General features: G+C 45.8%; 20 protein-coding genes and 1 tRNA gene. 3 read left to right on the forward strand and 18 right to left on the reverse strand.

Features of this window, described 5'->3' with window-relative positions:
* Positions 1–2 precede the first annotated feature (2 nt).
* The 8 genes from RQP50_RS21120 to RQP50_RS21155 all read right to left on the reverse strand — a co-directional run bounded on the left by RQP50_RS21120 (position 3) and on the right by RQP50_RS21155 (position 9,169).
* On the reverse strand, positions 3–1,286 hold the full coding sequence (locus RQP50_RS21120; protein WP_028533236.1) for an adenylosuccinate synthase: 1,284 nt from the start codon (positions 1,284–1,286) through the stop codon (positions 3–5).
* Positions 1,287–1,461: 175 nt separating this feature from the next.
* The gene (dnaB, locus tag RQP50_RS21125) at positions 1,462–2,820 is read right to left on the reverse strand and encodes a replicative DNA helicase (RefSeq protein WP_021258393.1); all 1,359 of its coding nucleotides are present in this window, start codon (positions 2,818–2,820) and stop codon (positions 1,462–1,464) included.
* Position 2,821: 1 nt separating this feature from the next.
* The gene (gene rplI, locus RQP50_RS21130; protein WP_315746660.1) at positions 2,822–3,265 is read right to left on the reverse strand and encodes a 50S ribosomal protein L9; all 444 of its coding nucleotides are present in this window, start codon (positions 3,263–3,265) and stop codon (positions 2,822–2,824) included.
* Positions 3,262–5,220, reverse strand: coding sequence for a DHH family phosphoesterase (locus RQP50_RS21135; RefSeq protein WP_315746661.1), 1,959 nt, complete (start codon positions 5,218–5,220; stop codon positions 3,262–3,264). The genes rplI and RQP50_RS21135 overlap by 4 nt, the downstream gene beginning before the upstream one ends.
* Before the next feature lie 11 nt (positions 5,221–5,231).
* Positions 5,232–6,185, reverse strand: coding sequence for a YybS family protein (locus RQP50_RS21140; protein WP_227775004.1), 954 nt, complete (start codon positions 6,183–6,185; stop codon positions 5,232–5,234).
* A gap of 101 nt (positions 6,186–6,286) precedes the next feature.
* Positions 6,287–6,709 (reverse strand): CBS domain-containing protein, encoded by a 423-nt coding sequence (locus tag RQP50_RS21145; protein WP_021257535.1) that lies wholly within the window; start codon positions 6,707–6,709, stop codon positions 6,287–6,289.
* Between the two features lie 135 nt (positions 6,710–6,844).
* Positions 6,845–7,828 (reverse strand): LCP family protein, encoded by a 984-nt coding sequence (locus RQP50_RS21150; protein WP_072730923.1) that lies wholly within the window; start codon positions 7,826–7,828, stop codon positions 6,845–6,847.
* 849 nt (positions 7,829–8,677) lie between these two features.
* A complete protein-coding gene (locus RQP50_RS21155; RefSeq protein WP_021257537.1) occupies positions 8,678–9,169 on the reverse strand; it encodes a hypothetical protein in 492 nt (163 codons plus the stop codon).
* A gap of 271 nt (positions 9,170–9,440) precedes the next feature.
* Between RQP50_RS21155 and RQP50_RS21160 the strand changes: the two genes are divergently transcribed.
* Positions 9,441–9,590 carry a hypothetical protein gene (locus tag RQP50_RS21160; RefSeq protein ID WP_315746662.1) on the forward strand — a complete coding sequence of 50 codons (150 nt, stop codon included), beginning with the start codon at positions 9,441–9,443 and terminating at the stop codon, positions 9,588–9,590.
* Between the two features lie 141 nt (positions 9,591–9,731).
* Here the strand turns inward: RQP50_RS21160 and rpsR are convergent, their stop codons facing one another.
* Genes rpsR through rpsF form a run of 3 tightly spaced genes read right to left on the reverse strand, consistent with a single transcriptional unit; the run spans position 9,732 to position 10,864 of the window.
* The gene (rpsR, locus tag RQP50_RS21165; protein WP_021257538.1) at positions 9,732–10,007 is read right to left on the reverse strand and encodes a 30S ribosomal protein S18; all 276 of its coding nucleotides are present in this window, start codon (positions 10,005–10,007) and stop codon (positions 9,732–9,734) included.
* 20 nt (positions 10,008–10,027) lie between these two features.
* Positions 10,028–10,525 carry a single-stranded DNA-binding protein gene (gene ssb / locus RQP50_RS21170; RefSeq protein WP_021257539.1) on the reverse strand — a complete coding sequence of 166 codons (498 nt, stop codon included), beginning with the start codon at positions 10,523–10,525 and terminating at the stop codon, positions 10,028–10,030.
* A gap of 51 nt (positions 10,526–10,576) precedes the next feature.
* Entirely contained in the window at positions 10,577–10,864 is a 288-nt protein-coding gene (gene rpsF, locus RQP50_RS21175; RefSeq protein ID WP_021257540.1) for a 30S ribosomal protein S6, read from the reverse strand.
* A gap of 234 nt (positions 10,865–11,098) precedes the next feature.
* On the opposite strand from rpsF, the gene RQP50_RS21180 reads away from it, so the two are divergent.
* Positions 11,099–11,293, forward strand: a complete 195-nt coding sequence (locus RQP50_RS21180; protein WP_072730922.1) for a YjzC family protein — start codon at positions 11,099–11,101, stop codon at positions 11,291–11,293.
* Between the two features lie 763 nt (positions 11,294–12,056).
* Here the strand turns inward: RQP50_RS21180 and RQP50_RS21185 are convergent.
* The 3 genes from RQP50_RS21185 to RQP50_RS21195 form a co-directional block, all read right to left on the reverse strand.
* Positions 12,057–12,147 (reverse strand) — tRNA-Ser (locus tag RQP50_RS21185).
* 62 nt (positions 12,148–12,209) lie between these two features.
* Positions 12,210–12,416 carry a DUF951 domain-containing protein gene (locus RQP50_RS21190; protein ID WP_005545435.1) on the reverse strand — a complete coding sequence of 69 codons (207 nt, stop codon included), beginning with the start codon at positions 12,414–12,416 and terminating at the stop codon, positions 12,210–12,212.
* Entirely contained in the window at positions 12,416–13,351 is a 936-nt protein-coding gene (locus RQP50_RS21195) for a mechanosensitive ion channel family protein (RefSeq protein WP_028533230.1), read from the reverse strand. Before RQP50_RS21195 ends, RQP50_RS21190 begins: the two co-directional genes overlap by 1 nt.
* Positions 13,352–13,497: 146 nt before the next feature.
* Between RQP50_RS21195 and yyaC the strand changes: the two genes are divergently transcribed.
* A complete protein-coding gene (gene yyaC, locus RQP50_RS21200) occupies positions 13,498–14,082 on the forward strand; it encodes a spore protease YyaC (protein WP_028533229.1) in 585 nt (194 codons plus the stop codon).
* A gap of 9 nt (positions 14,083–14,091) precedes the next feature.
* Here the strand turns inward: yyaC and RQP50_RS21205 are convergent, their stop codons facing one another.
* The 4 genes from RQP50_RS21205 to noc all read right to left on the reverse strand — a co-directional run bounded on the left by RQP50_RS21205 (position 14,092) and on the right by noc (position 17,977).
* Positions 14,092–14,592 carry a DUF4446 family protein gene (locus tag RQP50_RS21205; RefSeq protein ID WP_021258404.1) on the reverse strand — a complete coding sequence of 167 codons (501 nt, stop codon included), beginning with the start codon at positions 14,590–14,592 and terminating at the stop codon, positions 14,092–14,094.
* Positions 14,593–15,154: 562 nt separating this feature from the next.
* The gene (locus RQP50_RS21210) at positions 15,155–16,009 is read right to left on the reverse strand and encodes a ParB/RepB/Spo0J family partition protein (RefSeq protein ID WP_072730920.1); all 855 of its coding nucleotides are present in this window, start codon (positions 16,007–16,009) and stop codon (positions 15,155–15,157) included.
* Positions 16,002–16,763: a ParA family protein gene (locus tag RQP50_RS21215; RefSeq protein ID WP_005545445.1), complete on the reverse strand. Its 762-nt coding sequence runs from the start codon at positions 16,761–16,763 to the stop codon at positions 16,002–16,004. The genes RQP50_RS21210 and RQP50_RS21215 overlap by 8 nt, the downstream gene beginning before the upstream one ends.
* A 398-nt stretch (positions 16,764–17,161) precedes the next feature.
* Positions 17,162–17,977 carry a nucleoid occlusion protein gene (gene noc / locus RQP50_RS21220; protein WP_072730919.1) on the reverse strand — a complete coding sequence of 272 codons (816 nt, stop codon included), beginning with the start codon at positions 17,975–17,977 and terminating at the stop codon, positions 17,162–17,164.
* Positions 17,978–18,259: the final 282 nt, after the last annotated feature.

Consider the following 18,259-nt stretch of genomic DNA (forward strand, 5'->3'; position numbering starts at 1 on the left):
AATTAGCGGTAGATAGAACGCACTTGATTCGTCTGCTCGCGGTTGCGGCCAACGGAGAAGATCGAGATCGGAATGCCTGTCAGCTCCGATACGCGCTTCACATAGTTGCGTGTTGATTCAGGCAGTTCATCAAGCGTCTTGCAGCCTGTGATGTCTTCCGACCAGCCTGGCATTTCTTCATAAATTGCTTCGCACTTCGCAAGCATATCCAAGCTTGCTGGATAGTGCTCGATAATCTCATCGCCGCACTTGTAAGCCGTACAGATCTTAACTGTCTCTAGTCCAGTCAATACATCAAGCGAGTTCAGGGACAAGCCTGTAATCCCGCTCACGCGACGAGCATGGCGTACGACGACACTGTCGAACCAGCCTACGCGACGTGCGCGGCCTGTTACTGTACCATACTCATGGCCAGCTTCGCGGATGAAGTCGCCTGTCTCATTGTTCAGCTCTGTTGGGAACGGACCATCACCAACGCGAGTCGTATAAGCCTTCGCTACGCCGATAACCTCTTCAATCTTGGATGGGCCAACACCAGAACCGATGCAGACACCGCCAGCTGTTGGGTTCGAAGAAGTAACGAACGGATACGTACCTTGGTCGATATCGAGCATAACGCCCTGCGCACCTTCGAACAATACCTTCTTGCCGTCATCGATTGCATCATTAAGTACAACCGAGGTATCAACCACATACTTGCGAATGAATTCTGCATATTCGAAGTATTCCTGTAACGTAGCTTCGATATCCAGCTCTTCGCCGCCATACATTCTGATTAACTCGTTCTTCTCATTTGCCAAGTGGCGGAATTTCTTCTCGAATACATCCTTGTCGAGCAAGTCGACAATACGAATGCCGTTGCGAGCTGCTTTATCCATATAACAAGGTCCGATCCCTTTGCGGGTCGTTCCAATCTTGTTCGGGCCTTTGCGCTCTTCCTCCAGACCGTCCAGCACCATGTGATACGGCATGATGACATGCGCACGATCACTAATGCGAAGATTATCGGTAGAGAAACCATTTTCGTGAATATATTCAATCTCTTGGATTAGTGCCTTTGGATTGATGACCATACCATTACCGATTACACAAATTTTGTTTGTGTAGAAAATACCGGATGGAATCAGGCTCAGCTTGTATTTCTTATTATCAATCAAGATCGTGTGTCCCGCATTGTTACCACCTTGATAACGCGCAACCACGTCGGCGCTTTCGGCGAGGAAGTCAGTGATTTTCCCTTTCCCCTCGTCTCCCCATTGGGTTCCTACGACGACTACTGTAGACATATTCATACCCCCGGCGGGTGTTTACACACCGTTATTCACTGCTTTTTTAAGCTTTCGCTCCAAGCAGCATACCTAGTTTATCAGTCAAATAGTGCAAAGTCAACGAAAAGCGAACGTTGATATCCGACCTTAACCAAATGTTCGGAAAAACAACGTTCGCTTTCTTTTACGCTTATTATCCCGCAGAAGCGTCCTGATGATTCCTTTCGTAGCTGACGAATTTGTTGAAGTTCTTCAAGAACACCAACTCCACCGTACCTACTGGACCATTACGCTGCTTAGCGATAATAATTTCGATAATATTCTTTTTCTCCGTATCCTGATTGTAGTAATCATCACGGTACAAAAATGCAACGATATCAGCATCCTGCTCGATGGAACCCGATTCCCGAAGGTCGGACATCATCGGACGCTTATCCTGCCGCTGCTCTACACCCCGGCTTAACTGGGACAAGGCAATAACAGGTACCTCAAGCTCACGGGCTATCTGCTTCAGTGTACGTGAAATCTCGGATACTTCCTGCTGACGGTTCTCGCCTGGTTTGCCGCGTCCTTGAATCAGCTGCAAGTAATCGATCAAAATCATGCCAAGACCATGTTCTTTCTTAAGACGTCTACACTTGGCACGGATATCCGCCACCGTTATCCCTGGTGTATCATCAATGTAGACCTCTGCCTCGGACAAGGCTGCGATGGACATCGTCAGCTTCTCCCAGTCATCATCCTCAAGAGCACCTGTACGAAGCCGTCCTGCATCAACATTCGACTCGGCGCAGACCATACGTTGTACAAGTTGTGCCGCGGACATCTCGAGACTGAATATCGCTACCGTCTCCTTCGCGCGAACACCAACATTCTGGGCTACGTTCAAGGCGAAGGCGGTCTTGCCGACTGATGGACGGGCCGCTACAATGACAAGGTCACTGCGCTGGAAGCCTGAAGTCATCTTATCCAGATCCGGGAAGCCTGACGGAATGCCTGTCGTCCCCCCGCCTGTTTGTTGGCTCAAGGTCTCGACTTTATCATACACTTCCATCAATACATCTTTAATCGCGATAAACCCGCTCGAAGAGCGGCGATTCGAAATTTCTAAGATACGTCGCTCCGCATCGCTAAGCAGTCCAGAGACATCCTCGCCGCCAGTATAGCCTTCACTTGCGATTTGCGTGGCAGTCCGAATGAGACGTCGCATCATTGACTTTTCTTCAATAATTTGCGCGTAATAATCGACGTTGGCTGCGGTTGGCACCGCATTGGCCAGTTTCGTCAAATAAGACACGCTGCCGACGTCTTCCAACTGCTGCTTATCCTTCAGCTTCGCTGTAAGCGTTACAAGGTCAATCGGCTGGTTGTCTTCGCCCAGATCGATCATTGCCTCATAAATCATCTGATGGGCCGGATTATAGAAGTCCTCGGACTGAATCCGCTCCATCGCCGTGATCATCGCTTCGGAGTGGAGCAATATCGCACCGAGAACGGCCTGCTCAGCCTCCAGGTTCTGCGGCGGAACACGATCGACATACATCTCGTTCATTCTATTCCTCCGTTACGTGCACCTTCATCGTCGCCTTGACTTCAGGATGCAGCTTCACGGCTACATTCGTATATCCCAGCGTACGAATCGGGTCATGCAGTTCGATTTTACGCTTATCTATTTTGATCTTCATGCCTGCAAGAGCTTCTGCAATCTGCTTCGATGTGATGGCACCGAACAGACGGCCGCCTTCACCAGCCTTTGCCTTCAACTCAACTGTTGTTTCGCCCAGCTTCGCTGCAAGCAATTCCGCATCTATCTTTTCTTGTTCCTTACGCTTATCTTCCGACTTCTTCTGTTGATCCAGGGTCTTAAGATTGCCGTCCGTCGCCGGACGAGCCAGTCCCTGCTTGATGAGGAAATTTTGAGCGTACCCTTCGGAAACCTCTTTGACTTGTCCTTTCTTGCCTTGTCCTTTTACATCCTGCAACAAGATGACTTTCATTCAAACAACCCCTCTTCTGCGTCGATTTCTTCCAGCACGCGCTTCAGCTTCGCTTCTGCCTCAACAAGCGTACCTTGCAATTGAGCTGCGGCATTCGTTAGATGTCCGCCGCCGCCCAGCCGTTCCATAACGACCTGTACATTCATCTGGCCCAGCGAACGCGCGCTAATCCCAATGAATCCGTCATTTCGCTCGCTGATAACGAACGAAGCGAGAACATCGGTCATATTTAATAGCGTATCAGCTACCTGTGCAATGAGCAACTGAGAAAATTTTCGTCCTGGCTCTGTAACCGCAATCGCAATATGTCCATACAGCATCTGTGCGTGACGGATGACTTCCGCCTTCTGAATATACTCATCCAGATCTTCTTTTAAGATGCGCTGGATAAGCAATGGGTCTGCACCTTGTCTGCGAAGGAAGCTTGCCGCATCGAATGTGCGCGAGCCTGTTCGCAGCGTGAAATACTTCGTGTCTACCGTGATCCCTGCCAGTAATGCCGTTGCCTCCAGCATGCTGAGATTAATCCGATTATGGATATATTGCAGCAATTCCGTAACGAGCTCAGCCGTAGAAGATGCATAGGGCTCCAAATAAACGAGAACCGCGTCATTAATGAACTCTTCGCCTCGGCGATGATGATCGATAATGACAATCCGATCCGATTGAAGCAGACGCGGCTCTTCTACCATAGAAGCTTTGTGTGTATCACATACAACCAAAAGGCTTGCTTCCGTAATCATTTCGATAGCTTCCGCTCGAGAGATAAACCTTGACCATAGAATTTCATCCTTCTTCAAATAGTCCACTAGACGATCGATCGAAGGATTGCTCTCTTCCAGCACGATATAGGCTTCAATTCCAAGCATTCGGCATGCGTTCAGCACGCCAATCGACGATCCAATCGAATCCGTATCCGGATTCTTGTGCCCCATAATGAACACAGCGTCGCTCTGCTTAATGAAATCTCGAAGCGCGTGCGCGATAACCCGTGCGCGAACCCGAGTCCGTTTCTCTACCGCATTCGATTTACCGCCATAGAACGATAATCGTTGTCCCATGCGAACTGCTACCTGATCTCCGCCACGGCCAAGTGCAATATCCAAGCTTGACTGTGCCAGCTGACCCAGTTCTGGGATACTATCTGCGCCAGCTGCAATGCCCATGCTGAGTGTTACTGGAAGCTTATTATCAAGCGTCGTCTCCCGAACCTCGTCAAGAATGACGAATCTCGTCTGCTCCAGTGCCTTCAGTGTCTGCACATCCATAATCATGAAGTGGCGATCAGAGGACAGCCGCTTCATCAATACACCATGCTCGCCTGCCCAGGACGTAATCTGTCCATTTACACGCGCGAGCAGGGCAGCCCGCTGCTGGTCGTCCAGCCCTTGGGTCGATTCCTCCAAGTTATCCATAATGACGACTCCGACTGCTATCCGTTCTTCGTCATAACGTTTGCGCAAGCTCCACAGGTCAGTAATGTCCGTAAAGTAGACAACCCGCTCCTCTGGCACAATATCCGCATGTACGATACGCCCACCGATGAACAATTCAGCGGAGCGATCCTTTTCTTTTCCCATATGAAGCTGCGGGAAGATATCCGCCAATTCCTCTCCAACTAACCCATCCTGTCCGGTTAGCTGAGATACATAAGGATTATGCCATTCTATGACACGATCCTCACGATACAAAAGGATGCCATACGGCAAGTCGATGATGGCCTCTTCCCCCGCCCGCTTTACTCGTAATCCAAGCGTTGATAAATACGACTCCGTCTCTTCCCGGAATTTACGTTCTGCCGTGAACGATGCCATAGCGAGCGCTGCAATACTGATCCATGCCAATACCCCGACTCCCCAGTTATACCAGGTCAGCACTAAGCTCATGGCGATCAATACAACGAATGTCCAGCTTGTATGCTTCGTATACCAACGTTGAAACAATAGTTTAGGCATGCCTTCTCACCCTATACTTTTGGTTTGGACAGGTACTTCCGCATCGGAAGGACGAGATCCACCAATCCTACAATTCGAAGTAGTGAATAGAGCAGTGGAATGAACAATGCAGCTACTGTAATGACAATCGGCAGCACCTTGCCCCATTTCTTCATGTGCGCAAAGAAGAAGAGAAAGGCAATCCCCTGCACTACGAATGCCAACTGCAAGAGCGGCGCCAAGTTCAATACAATCATCGTTAAGAAGCTGTCCGTTGACTTCGGGCCAACAAGGTCAAGAATCACAACGATGAAATAGTACACGACAAGAGACTTCGGAAGCATCCATTGGTGTACAGGTTTCATCTTCTGCACATCATGTCCTTGCGCGGTTAATAGACGACGGCTGATAGCGTACGTAATCGTACCCATATACAGCGCACTCACAATCATCATAAATGGAACCATCTTGCTCATGAGAAGCGCAAATTGCTGTTTCATTTCTGCTGTCACTTGCGTCGGGAATAGTGCAGACTGCTCAACACCGACCATCCCGTAGTTCAGCATCTCAATCACAAATTCATACACATTGAAGTCTAGTACCCACTTCGCTACGACGAAGAGGACAAGGGACTCAACGAGAAAGGTCACGGTTCCAGCAACGAACACGTTGAGTGCAGGCTTTCTGCTTTTAAACATGTGGCCAATGACAATGCCCGGAATAATAAAGTACAAGGCGGTTACAGCAACAATCATGCCTGCCTTCCCCATTAACAAGTAGACGACGGCAAGCACGGCAGCAGTGATAAGAGCGAATCTCTGCTTTGATTGCGTTGCATACAGCATCACAAATGGAACCGCCATAAAACTCATCGTCAACACCTGTATCGGCTGCAATATGGATAATAACAATACGAGCGCTACAATCGCCCATAATAAAGACGATGACCAGCGGTTTTTCAATACGTTCACCTCTTGCGCATTCAATCTTTTTCCCCCGGAAAGAAACCCCGAGACCGCTTATTCCGCGGGTATATCCCTATATCTTCCATATTTCTGAAAAGGGCGTCATTTTCATTATACCATAATTACTTCACGTCCATAGCTTTGGTGACGAACTGCTCGCAATATTCGATAATTTGACTGCGCCTCACGATGCCAATAAAACGGTTCATATCATCTACCACCGGGACAAAGTTCTGCACCTTGGCCAAATTAATAAGATCCTCCATATTGGAGTCAATTCGTACTGATTTATTATGCATATTCAGCGAAACTTCTTTCAGCAAGGATTTTGAAGCGTTCTCAAACGTAATCGCGCCATTGGAATTTTTCATGTGCCATAACAGGTCTCCTTCGGTAACCGTTCCTACATATTCCCCTTCATCATTCAAAATCGGAACAGCCGTGTACCGATGATATTCCATTCGTTCGAGTGTTTGTCTCAATGTTGTATTCAATGTAAGACTAACAACCTCATGTTTCGGTGTTAAGAAAAAAGCAATGTTCATCCGTTAGGTCTCCTCCTCAAACGACTCCAGCGAGATGATCGCTGTAACTCCCTAACAATAAATTAACACATTTAGGCATACAAAAACAAAAAGTCAGCCGTAATAAATACGACTGACTTTCCGGTTTCTATACCATTAATCTTCTTTCACTTGGCGTGGTTCCATTAGATTCTCTTTGCTCGTCTTCGGATCCAGCCAGTTGTCCAGCAAAGTCTTAATATAATCCAGATCCTCATCCTTCACCATGTAATACCAGCCGTTGCCAATCATCTTGCCGTCACCATGCAGCATATAGCTGCTAATGCTCGGTACTCCGTCATTCGTGAACATCGTCTTGGCCAAATCAATCATATACTTCGGTCGCATATCCGTTGTAAAATTCTCACCCATAATTTCAATAAGCTCTGGAATGCGTCCGATTTTATCCATTTCGATGGCACGCTGCATAACCGCGTTCAAGAATATGCGGTGACGCATCGTACGGTTCATATCCGAATCCTCACGGTAACGTACGAAGTACAATGCTTCTTGACCATCATAGATCGGCTTGTTCGGCTCTATGCGGAACTTCTCATGATCGGGATCTTTGTTGACGATCGCCTTCGTAATTGGGAGTTTAACGCCATCTAATGCATTGACGACATCCTTCAATCCCTCGAAGTTAATTGTCGCATAATGGTCAACCTTATGCTTGAGCAGATTATCTACCGACTCCATGCTCATCTTCGCACCACCATAGGCATAAGCGTGATTGAGCTTCGTTTCAAATCCCTTGCCGATGATTTCCGTATACGTATCACGTGGAATCGACAGCAGCAATACTTTGTTATCTTGTGGTCTTACAACCGAATATATAATGGTATCAGAACGTCCAATTTCCTTGCCTCGCTGGTCAACCCCCAGCAGTAGTACTGAGAATGGCTCCGTCACTTTGCGAATTACTTCTTCTTTGCCTTCAATTGGCTTATAAGACTTATCAAGCGTCTCTTCTACATGCCCGGATAAGAACATATCGAAGGCCAGAACCGCTAGCTGCTTGCGGAATATAAATCCGCTAAGACCAACAATCGCGATGATTGCCAGGGCGATTCCCCATTTTTTATATTTATTTTTTTTCATTCGTAATCCTCTTCTTCCTTTATGTGATGCAATCATATCCAAAATCCATTTACTAACCGATAGTTCTTATTTCATACATATAAGAAGCATTTTTGTTGCCTTCCATACCTGTTTCAGTATAGCTCTTAGGCATTTTCCGCATTGACCAGATGAGAAACATTATGCTGCGCATAGCTATCCGCGTCAATCTGAGTTCCCTATACGCATACGGTGTTTCATTTTTCCTCATGTGTGTAAGCTTCGGTTCGCTCTAATTCGAAATTGGCAGCACATCATACCTGCTTCACTTCTCAAAGATACCCGCCCCAGTGCGAACGACACGAATTTCCTATACTAGCAGTACCTATTCCCCTAGAAAGTTTCGCATGGTGATTTTTCAAAAAAGACCAGCCATGCTAGCTGCTCATCGTTACTTCTCATTTATTCGAATCATAATAATTGCGGCTTGGATCATGCGAGCGTGCACTTACTCTATTCGTTGAACATGAGCTTCACACCGCTTAGGCCCTACCTAGAACAGTATGTGACGATGAATGTAAAAGACATGCTCACATTCAACACTGAACAGCCTCACAACCCATTATTGGAATATCCACGTTCCCTTATGGTTAAGCTGTATCAGATATAGGATGAGCATGCTCGGTCGATTTTATCTGTTTGTAACGACCGGTAATCAGAACCCTCTTTGACAAATTTCTTTGATGATTATGCATGAAACAATATTTTTATTTTACATGCAAACGATCAAAAAGGAAAATACAGATTTCATGATCCGGATCACTATTTTGACAGAAGTACCAAAAAACCGCCCATTTTTGGACGGTTTTCACACAGAATATGGAATAATGATCATCCGAACCAGCTCTTTACCCAACGTACAACATCTAACGTTAATGGAATGAGTCCAAACCCATGATTGCCTATAGCGACGACACCATACGCATATTGACCGATAGCGACGACTCCTAATGCCACGTTGCTAATTACAACAGCACCGATGGATAAGACACTACTCACGGCCACAGCGCCAATGGACAGCCAATCGCTAACCGCAATCGCCCCTACCGAAAATAAATCACTGAATGCAATGGCACCCACTGCTGCCAGCAGTCCTAAGGATATGGCACCAAATGCAAACAGACCAACACTTATCATTCCTCCAGCGATGAGACCGATTGCGATATCCCCAATCGCGATAAGGCCAATTGCGACCTTACTGTGTCGGCCTACTCGGCTAGCACCACTGCTCCGAATGCTAATGATCGGAAGCTGTGGGGATGGCCATTGATAGTCGATTTCTTGTCCCTGCCAACGTTTACTGAATCGTTCGTGCCATCTCATGATCTAAACCTCCGTACCGAATCCATTTTCATCCTTATCCTGCTATCCATTGTATCACTGCAGCCATATGAAGGAATCCGCCTCGAGACGGAACCCCCCATCCAACTGGAGCAGCATTTATTCATTTGCGAAATCAAGTTTGAATGGGATACAGGCATAGTAAATTAGAAAAAAGGATGGGTTACTGTATTAGCCGCACAAGTAAAGAAATGGTATGTTCTATACTTGTACATGATGAATCCTATGCAACAGGAGGAGGTAGCATGAACAAATGGTTGAAGATATCGTTGTATTTCTTGGGGAAATCGTGCTAATGGCAGGCCCTTACGATCCTCTAGTATTTAAAACGCCTAGATCAAGCTCAGGCTCCGCATCCGTTGTCGCGGTGAATTCGCTCCGCTTGCGAAGGGAACAGGATTAACAGGCTCGATTGTAACCCCTGCTTCAATCCAATCCGCAGAGGGGAACACGATGTGAAGTAACGAAAACGCCCTCTGTCGATAAATTAAAAAAGACATAAAAAAGACAGCTGATATGATATCAGCTGTCTTCTGCACCATCATTACTCCGTAGTGTAAGGAAGCAATGCTACTTGGCGAGCGCGTTTTACAGCGATCGTCAAAGCACGTTGGTACTTCGCGCTTGTACCTGTTACACGGCGTGGCAAGATTTTGCCGCGCTCGCTGATGAATTTCTTCAACAGGTCGATGTCTTTATAATCAATGTGAGTGATTTTGTTCACTGTGAAGAAGCACACTTTACGGCGCTTGTTACGACCTCTACGGCCACCGAATTTACGGCCTTCGCGTTCGCCGCCTTCATTTTGCTTAAAGCTCATTCATGTCAGTCCTTTCCGTTTTAGAATGGCAAATCATCATCGGAAATGTCGATAGGTCTACCGTCATCAGAGAAAGGATCTGCTGCTGCTTGTCCGCGAGAATTGGAATTCCCACCACGTGCTGGAGCATTGTTGTATTGCGGTGCTGGTGCACCGTAATTGCCGCCGCCCATATCATCACGTGTTCCCCCGTTATCACGGTTCGATTCCAAGAAACGCACATTATCAGCAATAATTTCAGTCACGTATACACGTTTACCTTCGTTATTGTCATAGTTGCGCACTTGAATGCGTCCTTCTACTGCTGTAAGCCGACCCTTGCGCAAATAATTTGCACATGTCTCAGCTAGCTGCCGCCAAGTAACGACTGGAATAAAGTCCGCTTCACGCTCCCCACCTTGACTCGAGAACGGTCGATCAACCGCTAACGTAAACTGCGTTACTGCCACTCCAGATGAAGTGTAGCGCAATTCAGGGTCCCGTGTAAGACGTCCTATCAATATCACGCGATTCAACATGCTATCCCCTCCTTCGACGTATCCTTTACGAACTTACGATAGTTTTGGCTATTAAGCCACGTCGCTAACGACAAGATGACGGATGATTTCGTCAGAAATCTTAAGTTGACGATCCAACTCCGCTACTACTGCAGGTTCTGCAGTAAAGTTCACGAGAACGTACACGCCATCGCGGAACTTCTTGATTTCGTAAGCAAGACGACGCTTACCCATCACATCGTGCTTCGTAATTTCTCCACCGCCGTTAGAGATAACGCCTTGGAATTTGTCGACTGTTGTTTGAACAGCTTCTTGCTCTACGTCAGGACGAATGATGTACATCAATTCGTATTTGCGCATTTCACGTTCACCTCCTTATGGACTTCAGGCCTCTGATCTTGTCAGAAGCAAGGAGCGAGAAAACTCGCACTAAACTAGTGTACCAAAATGAAGGATGACATGCAAGTGCATCTTCGTGTCCGCATACAAGCACTTTTCTCCATTCATTAAGGGATACCCCTGCGCACACACTACATAGGCAAGCGATCTCGTTACGCTTCTGCTCTATACAACATGCTTTCAGGAGGTTACACAATGGGCGAGAAAACAGAATTCGAACCGGGAGACAAAGCACCCAATGATGCCATTTATATGGAAGTCGGTGAGAAAAGCTTCCATACCGAAATTCAAGATCCAAAACAAATTAAGTTGAAGAAGGGCGACACATTCCCGGAAACAACGAACAAAGACCGAAAGTGGAAGAAAAAGCGCCATGCTTTGACGCACTGATTCAATCGTTTCACTTTTTTTATTATCCGTGTATAGAAACGCAATAATGATCCATAATAACAACTGACGGTGCGAAGCGAGGTGGGTTCCGTTGAACAATGGAGCGAAGAAGCCTAGTGGAGACATTTAACTTTACGACATAAGAGAAGCGAGGGGTTGTGCTAAAGACCATTTGTCTGCAACACACTTATCGTAATATGGATACCGTAAAGGTTCCATGTGATGTAGGAAGCCTAAGCCATCTGAACATTGTGAAGATAGAAGTCGAATAAGCACCGTCAACCAGGAAGGGATTTCGCGCAAGCGAGATCCCTTTTCTCATTTGCTGTACCCTTTTTATTTTTTTCTCGGATGTATAATTCCGCAATAACGATCCATAATAACAACTGACGGTGCGAAGCGAGGTGGGTTCCGTTGAACAATGGAGCAAAGAAGCCTAGTGGAGACATTTAACTTTACGAAATAAGGGAAGCGAGGGGTTGTGCTGTAGAGCATTTATCTGTAACACACTTATCGTAATGGAATTTTTATATGGTTCCATATGATGAAAACCTAAGCCATCTGAATTGTGAAGATAGAAGTCGAATAAGCACCGTCAACCAGGAAGGGATTTCGCGTATGCGAAGTCCCTTCTCTTATTTATTTCAGCATTTGTTACAACAACACATACATCGTCATCAACAGCTCCAGAGGCGGCAAAAATTTGCCTATAATATGCAAAAAACTCCGAAGCCTAAGCTCCGGAGTTGTCATATCCAATAAGTGGCGGAAAGGGTGGGATTCGAACCCACGCACGCCTTGCGACGCCTAGCTGATTTCGAGTCAGCCCCCTTGGACCTCTTGGGTACCTTTCCATAGCAAGAGTTATCTTACCATAGTCCACACTATATTGCAACATATTTTTTACAAAATTATCTTACTCGGAATCAGGTTGAGCAGAACGAAGCACCTTCTTCATGCTCTTCTCGAACTTCGCGCGTGGGACGAGCACACTATGCTTACATCCAACGCACTTAATGCGGATATCCATACCCATTCGAATGATCTCCATCTCATTTGTACCACAAGGATGAGGCTTTTTCATTTGAACGATATCACCCAGTGCGAAGACTTTACGTTCCATTACATATTCCCTCCTTGTTCTGCTCGTTGATACGTAACGAGGCGTGGGTATGGAATCTCAATTCCCTCTCGCTCTAGAGCCCGCTTCATATCTGCATTAATCATACGAACAACACCTGCTTGGGTAAATGGGCGGCATTCGGCAATAACCCGAATCGTCACTTCTGAAGGCCCAAGCGTTTGAACGCCCAAAACTTGCGGCGTCTTGACTACATTCTCATTGTGCTCTGGCAATGCTTCAAGCGCTTTATTCATGACTTGAATAGCCTTCTCTACATTCTCCTCATAAGCAATTGATACATCCACAACAGCAATCGAGTTGTTTAGTGAATAATTGGTTACCTCGGTAATGCTACCGTTTGGAATGACGTGAACCTCTCCAGTCCAGCTATGGATCCGAGTCGACCGCAAACCAATCATCTCTACCGTACCTTGGAAGGATCCAACCTTAATGACATCGCCTACCGCGAAATGATCCTCCAATATTATGAAAAATCCGGTCATAACATCCTTCACCAAGCTTTGAGCACCAAAACCAATGGCCAAGCCGACGACCCCTGCCCCCGCTAACAGCGGTGCCAAATTCACATTGAACTCCGATAAAACTACAAGGATCATAATAAAATTCATTGCAAGCGAGGTCATATTTTTAAGCAGCTTTCCTACCGTAACAAGCCGCCTCGGTTGTCCGTTCAGGCGGGATTTCTCCTGCTTGGCAATCGTATGATTAATCATTCGATGAACAATGCGAATCACGATTCTGGTTACTAATATAATCAGTACAATTTTAATGGTTTTTACTAAGAGCATTTCCCAAGTTGCCATATCGGTTACCCAGTTCCATATCCCTTGCTGCCATTTCTCGAATACCGACAGCGTCTGTTCAATATTGTCGGTTACTTCTTCTGGCTTATCTGCCGCTGCGGCCCATAACATCTTCATTCCCCCTCTATTACTATCTAGCGTTATCAATGTTAGGACACTTTATTATAAAATAGGAACTTATTCTCGTCGAAGTATAAAAGTTTTCTTGCTTCCATATACTAGATAGTACCTTTAGTAGAAAACGGAGGCTGCTTGTGATGACATTTTCTTTGTTCAAACGCCCGTCAACCCATGAATGCCATCCATGTAAAGTGGTTTATGATGCACCTAACGCACTATCTTCCCTAATTCATTCCTGCCAACACCATTTGCAAATGCGAGCTTCTCACCAGTCGACAACGGTTATCTGCATTGGAACCGATCGTTCAACGGGCGACTGTCTCGGCCCTCTCGTCGGGACACGGCTGTCGAAGTCCACTTCCCGTCACTTTCAAGTTCTCGGGACACTACAGCAGCCTGTTCATGCCATGAATTTGCAAGAGACGATAGATTCACTGCAAGCGAGCGATCCTCATACCTTCATTATTGCAGTTGACGCTTGTCTTGGCCAGAGCAGCAGTGTGGGTTCCGTTCAAGTCGTTGAAGGGCCGGTCCGTCCTGGGGCTGGGGTAAATAAACAATTGCCCCCGATCGGAGATATGCACATTACAGGCATTGTCAACGTCGGAGGCTTCATGGAATATTTCGTATTGCAAAATACTAGGCTTCATTTGGTCATGGGTATGGCCGAGGTGATCGCGGATACAATCGAACAGTCACTCACTTCCTTAGCCCATCGATAAGTACACGGATTAGGAGCCCTTCTTTGCCTCTGCAAGCTCCATTGCTTGCTTCTCTTCCGGGGACAAGGAATAGGAAGACTGTCCATTCTCTATGGGCTTCGCATATACATAAGAGTGATCCCGTCCGTGGATGCCTGTAATGACAACCCCATCCTGCTCCTCATTTAACCATGCAATCGAGAAGCTTAAATCACTCCCGCGCTCTGCAAATGCATTGTAACGCTGTATGCCGACGTGGGATTTCATCTTTTTCAGAGCTTTTTTCGTTTGCTCCATGTCAGCATGATGCTGTTCCGTCTTCCCTTGCAGATGTGCAATATCCTCATGCATGCTGGACAATACAACATCCAAATTTTCAATACCACTTTCCCCCATAATCGCCTCATATTTGCGGCGAAGCTTACGGAGCTGTGACCCTTGGAGAAGAACAATAATAAGTAACAACAATAACAATATGCCGATGCCAGCGGCAATGAGCGGCAACCAATCATTCTGCAATTCATTCATCATAAGTCTTTGTTCTCTCCTGCCTATAACGTGTCCCGTACCTCAAATGCACGGACTTCCTCATCCTTGCGTTTCCCCATTAGTTCGCTTGCTGTCTATCAATATTTATTATCTATAATGGGCAGCTATGATGCGAGCTGGCCGAATGATGAGTCATATTTTCTGTATGTATTTCGTCCATCCTTAGTATAAATTTTTTCATCGGACTCATACAATACTTTTTCCCCACCATTCAACTTGAAAAATCTGCGTTTTTCTACCCTATATCAACTTCCAAAGGCTGCGATGAAGCTGAACCTGTTTATGGTCATTGATGATATTCGGAAATATGCCCTTTTAACGGATCTCTACATTTAGTTATAACACGATCTAACCGAATGAAGAGACAACAAAGTTGTAACCTTTTGTTTCAATATTTTGTAAATAACAAGCTGTTTATCGTTGCCTTGTCCTTCTGGCTGTTTGTTCTGTCCCAACACAAAACTGGCATGCTTAGTGTAATCCCCTCTTGCTTCGGATAACAACCAAGAATGCCAGTTCATGTACAAGAATCCCAACTAAGGCTTTATTGAGCCGACAACGATTGAAGCAATTCTAATAATCGCTCCAGATCCTGCTTGTTAAAGTACGATATCTCAATTTTCCCTTTATCTTTGCTCTGTTTAATTTTAACTGTCGTACGGAATCGTTCACGCAAACTTTCTTCCAATTCATCTAAGTAAGGATCTTTGCGGACAAGCTTCGTTTTATCAATTGACTTCCCTTTTTTGTTCATCTGCTGGATTGCTTCCTCCAACTGACGAACGCTCCACCCTTGTTCAATGGAAGATTTAGCCAACTGTTTCACCTTTGCTTCGTCCTTTACCCCTACAATGGCACGCGCATGTCCCATTGATAGTGTTCCACGTGAAACACATTCCTTTACTTCTTCTGGGAGCTGCAACAGACGCAGAAAGTTAGCGATATGTGAGCGCGACTTACCTACTTTAACAGATAGTTCTTCTTGCGTTAACGTGAACTGATCCATTAAAGCTTGATAAGCAACGGCCAATTCAATGGCGTTTAAATTTTCACGTTGTAAATTTTCAATCAGGGCAATTTCCATGACTTGTTGATCGGAGAAGTTGCGAACAACTGCTGGAATATGCTGCAAACCAAGCTGCTGAGAGGCTCGGTAGCGGCGTTCTCCAGCAATAATCTCATATCCCTTTAAAACACTCCGCACAATAATGGGCTGAATGACACCATGCTGCTTAATTGATTCTGCAAGCTCCTGAATAGACTGCTCATCAAAATGTTTTCGCGGCTGATATGGATTGGGACGCAGCTGTTGTAGAGATACCTCTACTACCTTATCGTCATCATTGACGGATAGTGACGGAATGAGCGCGTCTAATCCACGTCCTAATCGCTTACTCATACGAAATCACTTCCTTCGCAAGTTCCAAATATACTTCCGCACCCTTAGATTTCGGATCGTAGGTCATGATCGACTGACCATGTGACGGTGCCTCACTAAGGCGTATGTTACGGGGAATAATCGTTGTATACACCTTCTGTTGAAAATACTTCTTAACTTCATCAATGACTTGTATACCCAAGTTCGTACGTGCATCAAGCATCGTAAGAAGAACACCCTCAATTTGCAGAGAGGTATTCAAATGCTTCTGAACAAGTCTGACCGTATTCAACAATTGGCTGAGTCCCTCTAACGCATAGTACTCACATTGAATCGGTATAATGACCGAATGGGATGCTGTTAAGGAATTGATCGTCAATATCCCAAGTGAAGGTGGGCAATCAATTAATATGTAATCGTACAAATGTGCTACAAGCTGAAGCGATTTCTTCAATCGTACTTCACGTGATATCGTCGGAACCAATTCAATCTCAGCACCCGCCAATTGTATCGTTGCCGGAATAATGTGCAGACCTTCGACCATAGTCGGAATCGTTGCGTCCTTCGGATGAACATCATTAATAATCACGTCATAAATGCAATTCGTTACATCTGCTTTGTTAATCCCGATACCACTCGTGGTGTTGCCTTGTGGATCAATATCGACAAGCAGCACCCGCTTCCCTAATAACGCCAAACCTGCACCCAAATTTACCGTCGTCGTTGTCTTGCCGACGCCGCCCTTCTGGTTGGTAATGGCAATAACCTTAGCCATTCCTCTTCACCTCAATGTTGTTTCTTTTGCGTTTCTAGCTGTAACGATAACCGCTAACGACCACAAAAACAGAAAAGAGCGGCCTCTTGCCTGCCGCTGCACATATTTGAGCACTACGCATGACAACAATATCGCCGTACGATAGGAAACATACAACGATTAGGCTGGTATCAACCGATAATTAGGTGAATCTGATATATAGGTTACTAAAAAGGTCAGGATGTAAGTGCAAATGTATATGCGGAGCAGCTAGCTTTACGTCCCCCCTGCCAGTAGGATTTTTACTTTCATCAATCCCCTAGCTATAGCCATAAATCCCTCTTCTTATTGAATAAGGCTGCTGCACCCTTATAAGAAATATCTGTCGACCTCTTTAAACAACACACGTTTATAATAAACTACCTTTTCGGTATTTTGATGACAATCTCATAATGATCATCATGATCATGTTCATCCGTTTTAATTTTTAAGCCTGATCCAGTCACAAGATCGATTGACTGTCGAATCGTATTCAGCGCAAGACGTACATCCTTTGTATATGAGATACGCTTCGATTTCTTCGCCTTGTGAACCTCTTTATAAAACGCGACTCGTGCCTCTGTCTGCTTAACATTCAATTCTTTTCCGATAATCTCCTCAAGCAGTTTGAGCTGCAAACTCTCTGAATCGAGACCAAGCAATGCTCTTGCATGTCGCTCTGTAATCTTGCGTTCCATTAAGGCCTGCTTCACTACATCCGGTAGATTCAGCAAGCGAATTTTATTGGCTATTGTAGACTGGCTCTTGCCAAGCCGTTGCGCCAAGCTTTCTTGCGTCAAATTGTGCAAATCGATGAGCTTCTGATAAGCATATGCTTCTTCAATCGCTGTAAGCCCTTCACGCTGCAAATTCTCGATCAAGGCAATGGATGCCGCCTGAGCGTCATTAATTTCTCTTACTATGCCCGGGATCGTATCCAAGCCCAACTTCTTGACAGCACGCCAACGGCGCTCTCCGGCAATGATTTCAAATTGCCCGTTTCGCTGGCGGACAACGATCGGCTGAATAACGCCGTGCGTTTTGATCGTCTGACACAGTTCATCAATACGCTCATCATCGAATATAGTTCGAGGCTGATAGGGACTGCTGACAATCTCATTCACCGGAAGCTGTTTCACTTCATCCAGCGATTGACGCTCCGCAAAACCGAATAACCGAGACAGTTGTTCTTTCATTTCCGTATAATACCACCTAACTTCAAAATAATGCCAGGCACATGAAGAAGCGGCAGTGCTCTGCTCCATTCTTAATCTTCTGCCCTACGTCGCTCAAGGAGGCAATTGGACTGCGATTCCCGCTACTCCTCGCAATTTTCCATTCCCTTTACGTCCTTCGCGATAATGAAGAGTAGGACATCTGACTTGAACCATTTCTTTCCTTCGACAAAATTATACGCTCTGCCTTTATGTATTCTCCAAGCTTGTGCCTTTTTCCTGCCTTTTCTTGTACACGATAAA

The organism is Paenibacillus suaedae, assembly GCF_032337355.1.
Taxonomy (GTDB): Bacteria; Bacillota; Bacilli; order Paenibacillales; family Paenibacillaceae; genus Paenibacillus_B; species Paenibacillus_B suaedae.

What these genes read in the sequence shown, in the direction of transcription:
- RQP50_RS21120 (WP_028533236.1), bottom strand. Translation starts at nt 1,286, where the DNA reads ATGTCTACAGTAGTCGTCGTAGGAACCCAATGGGGAGACGAGGGGAAA.
- dnaB (WP_021258393.1), bottom strand. Translation starts at nt 2,820, where the DNA reads ATGAACGAGATGTATGTCGATCGTGTTCCGCCGCAGAACCTGGAGGCT.
- rplI (WP_315746660.1), bottom strand. Translation starts at nt 3,265, where the DNA reads ATGAAAGTCATCTTGTTGCAGGATGTAAAAGGACAAGGCAAGAAAGGA.
- RQP50_RS21135 (WP_315746661.1), bottom strand. Translation starts at nt 5,220, where the DNA reads ATGCCTAAACTATTGTTTCAACGTTGGTATACGAAGCATACAAGCTGG.
- RQP50_RS21145 (WP_021257535.1), bottom strand. Translation starts at nt 6,709, where the DNA reads ATGAACATTGCTTTTTTCTTAACACCGAAACATGAGGTTGTTAGTCTT.
- RQP50_RS21150 (WP_072730923.1), bottom strand. Translation starts at nt 7,828, where the DNA reads ATGAAAAAAAATAAATATAAAAAATGGGGAATCGCCCTGGCAATCATC.
- RQP50_RS21155 (WP_021257537.1), bottom strand. Translation starts at nt 9,169, where the DNA reads ATGAGATGGCACGAACGATTCAGTAAACGTTGGCAGGGACAAGAAATC.
- RQP50_RS21160 (WP_315746662.1), top strand. Translation starts at nt 9,441, where the DNA reads ATGGTTGAAGATATCGTTGTATTTCTTGGGGAAATCGTGCTAATGGCA.
- rpsR (WP_021257538.1), bottom strand. Translation starts at nt 10,007, where the DNA reads ATGAGCTTTAAGCAAAATGAAGGCGGCGAACGCGAAGGCCGTAAATTC.
- ssb (WP_021257539.1), bottom strand. Translation starts at nt 10,525, where the DNA reads ATGTTGAATCGCGTGATATTGATAGGACGTCTTACACGGGACCCTGAA.
- rpsF (WP_021257540.1), bottom strand. Translation starts at nt 10,864, where the DNA reads ATGCGCAAATACGAATTGATGTACATCATTCGTCCTGACGTAGAGCAA.
- RQP50_RS21180 (WP_072730922.1), top strand. Translation starts at nt 11,099, where the DNA reads ATGGGCGAGAAAACAGAATTCGAACCGGGAGACAAAGCACCCAATGAT.
- RQP50_RS21190 (WP_005545435.1), bottom strand. Translation starts at nt 12,416, where the DNA reads ATGGAACGTAAAGTCTTCGCACTGGGTGATATCGTTCAAATGAAAAAG.
- RQP50_RS21195 (WP_028533230.1), bottom strand. Translation starts at nt 13,351, where the DNA reads ATGTTATGGGCCGCAGCGGCAGATAAGCCAGAAGAAGTAACCGACAAT.
- yyaC (WP_028533229.1), top strand. Translation starts at nt 13,498, where the DNA reads ATGACATTTTCTTTGTTCAAACGCCCGTCAACCCATGAATGCCATCCA.
- RQP50_RS21205 (WP_021258404.1), bottom strand. Translation starts at nt 14,592, where the DNA reads ATGATGAATGAATTGCAGAATGATTGGTTGCCGCTCATTGCCGCTGGC.
- RQP50_RS21210 (WP_072730920.1), bottom strand. Translation starts at nt 16,009, where the DNA reads ATGAGTAAGCGATTAGGACGTGGATTAGACGCGCTCATTCCGTCACTA.
- RQP50_RS21215 (WP_005545445.1), bottom strand. Translation starts at nt 16,763, where the DNA reads ATGGCTAAGGTTATTGCCATTACCAACCAGAAGGGCGGCGTCGGCAAG.
- noc (WP_072730919.1), bottom strand. Translation starts at nt 17,977, where the DNA reads ATGAAAGAACAACTGTCTCGGTTATTCGGTTTTGCGGAGCGTCAATCG.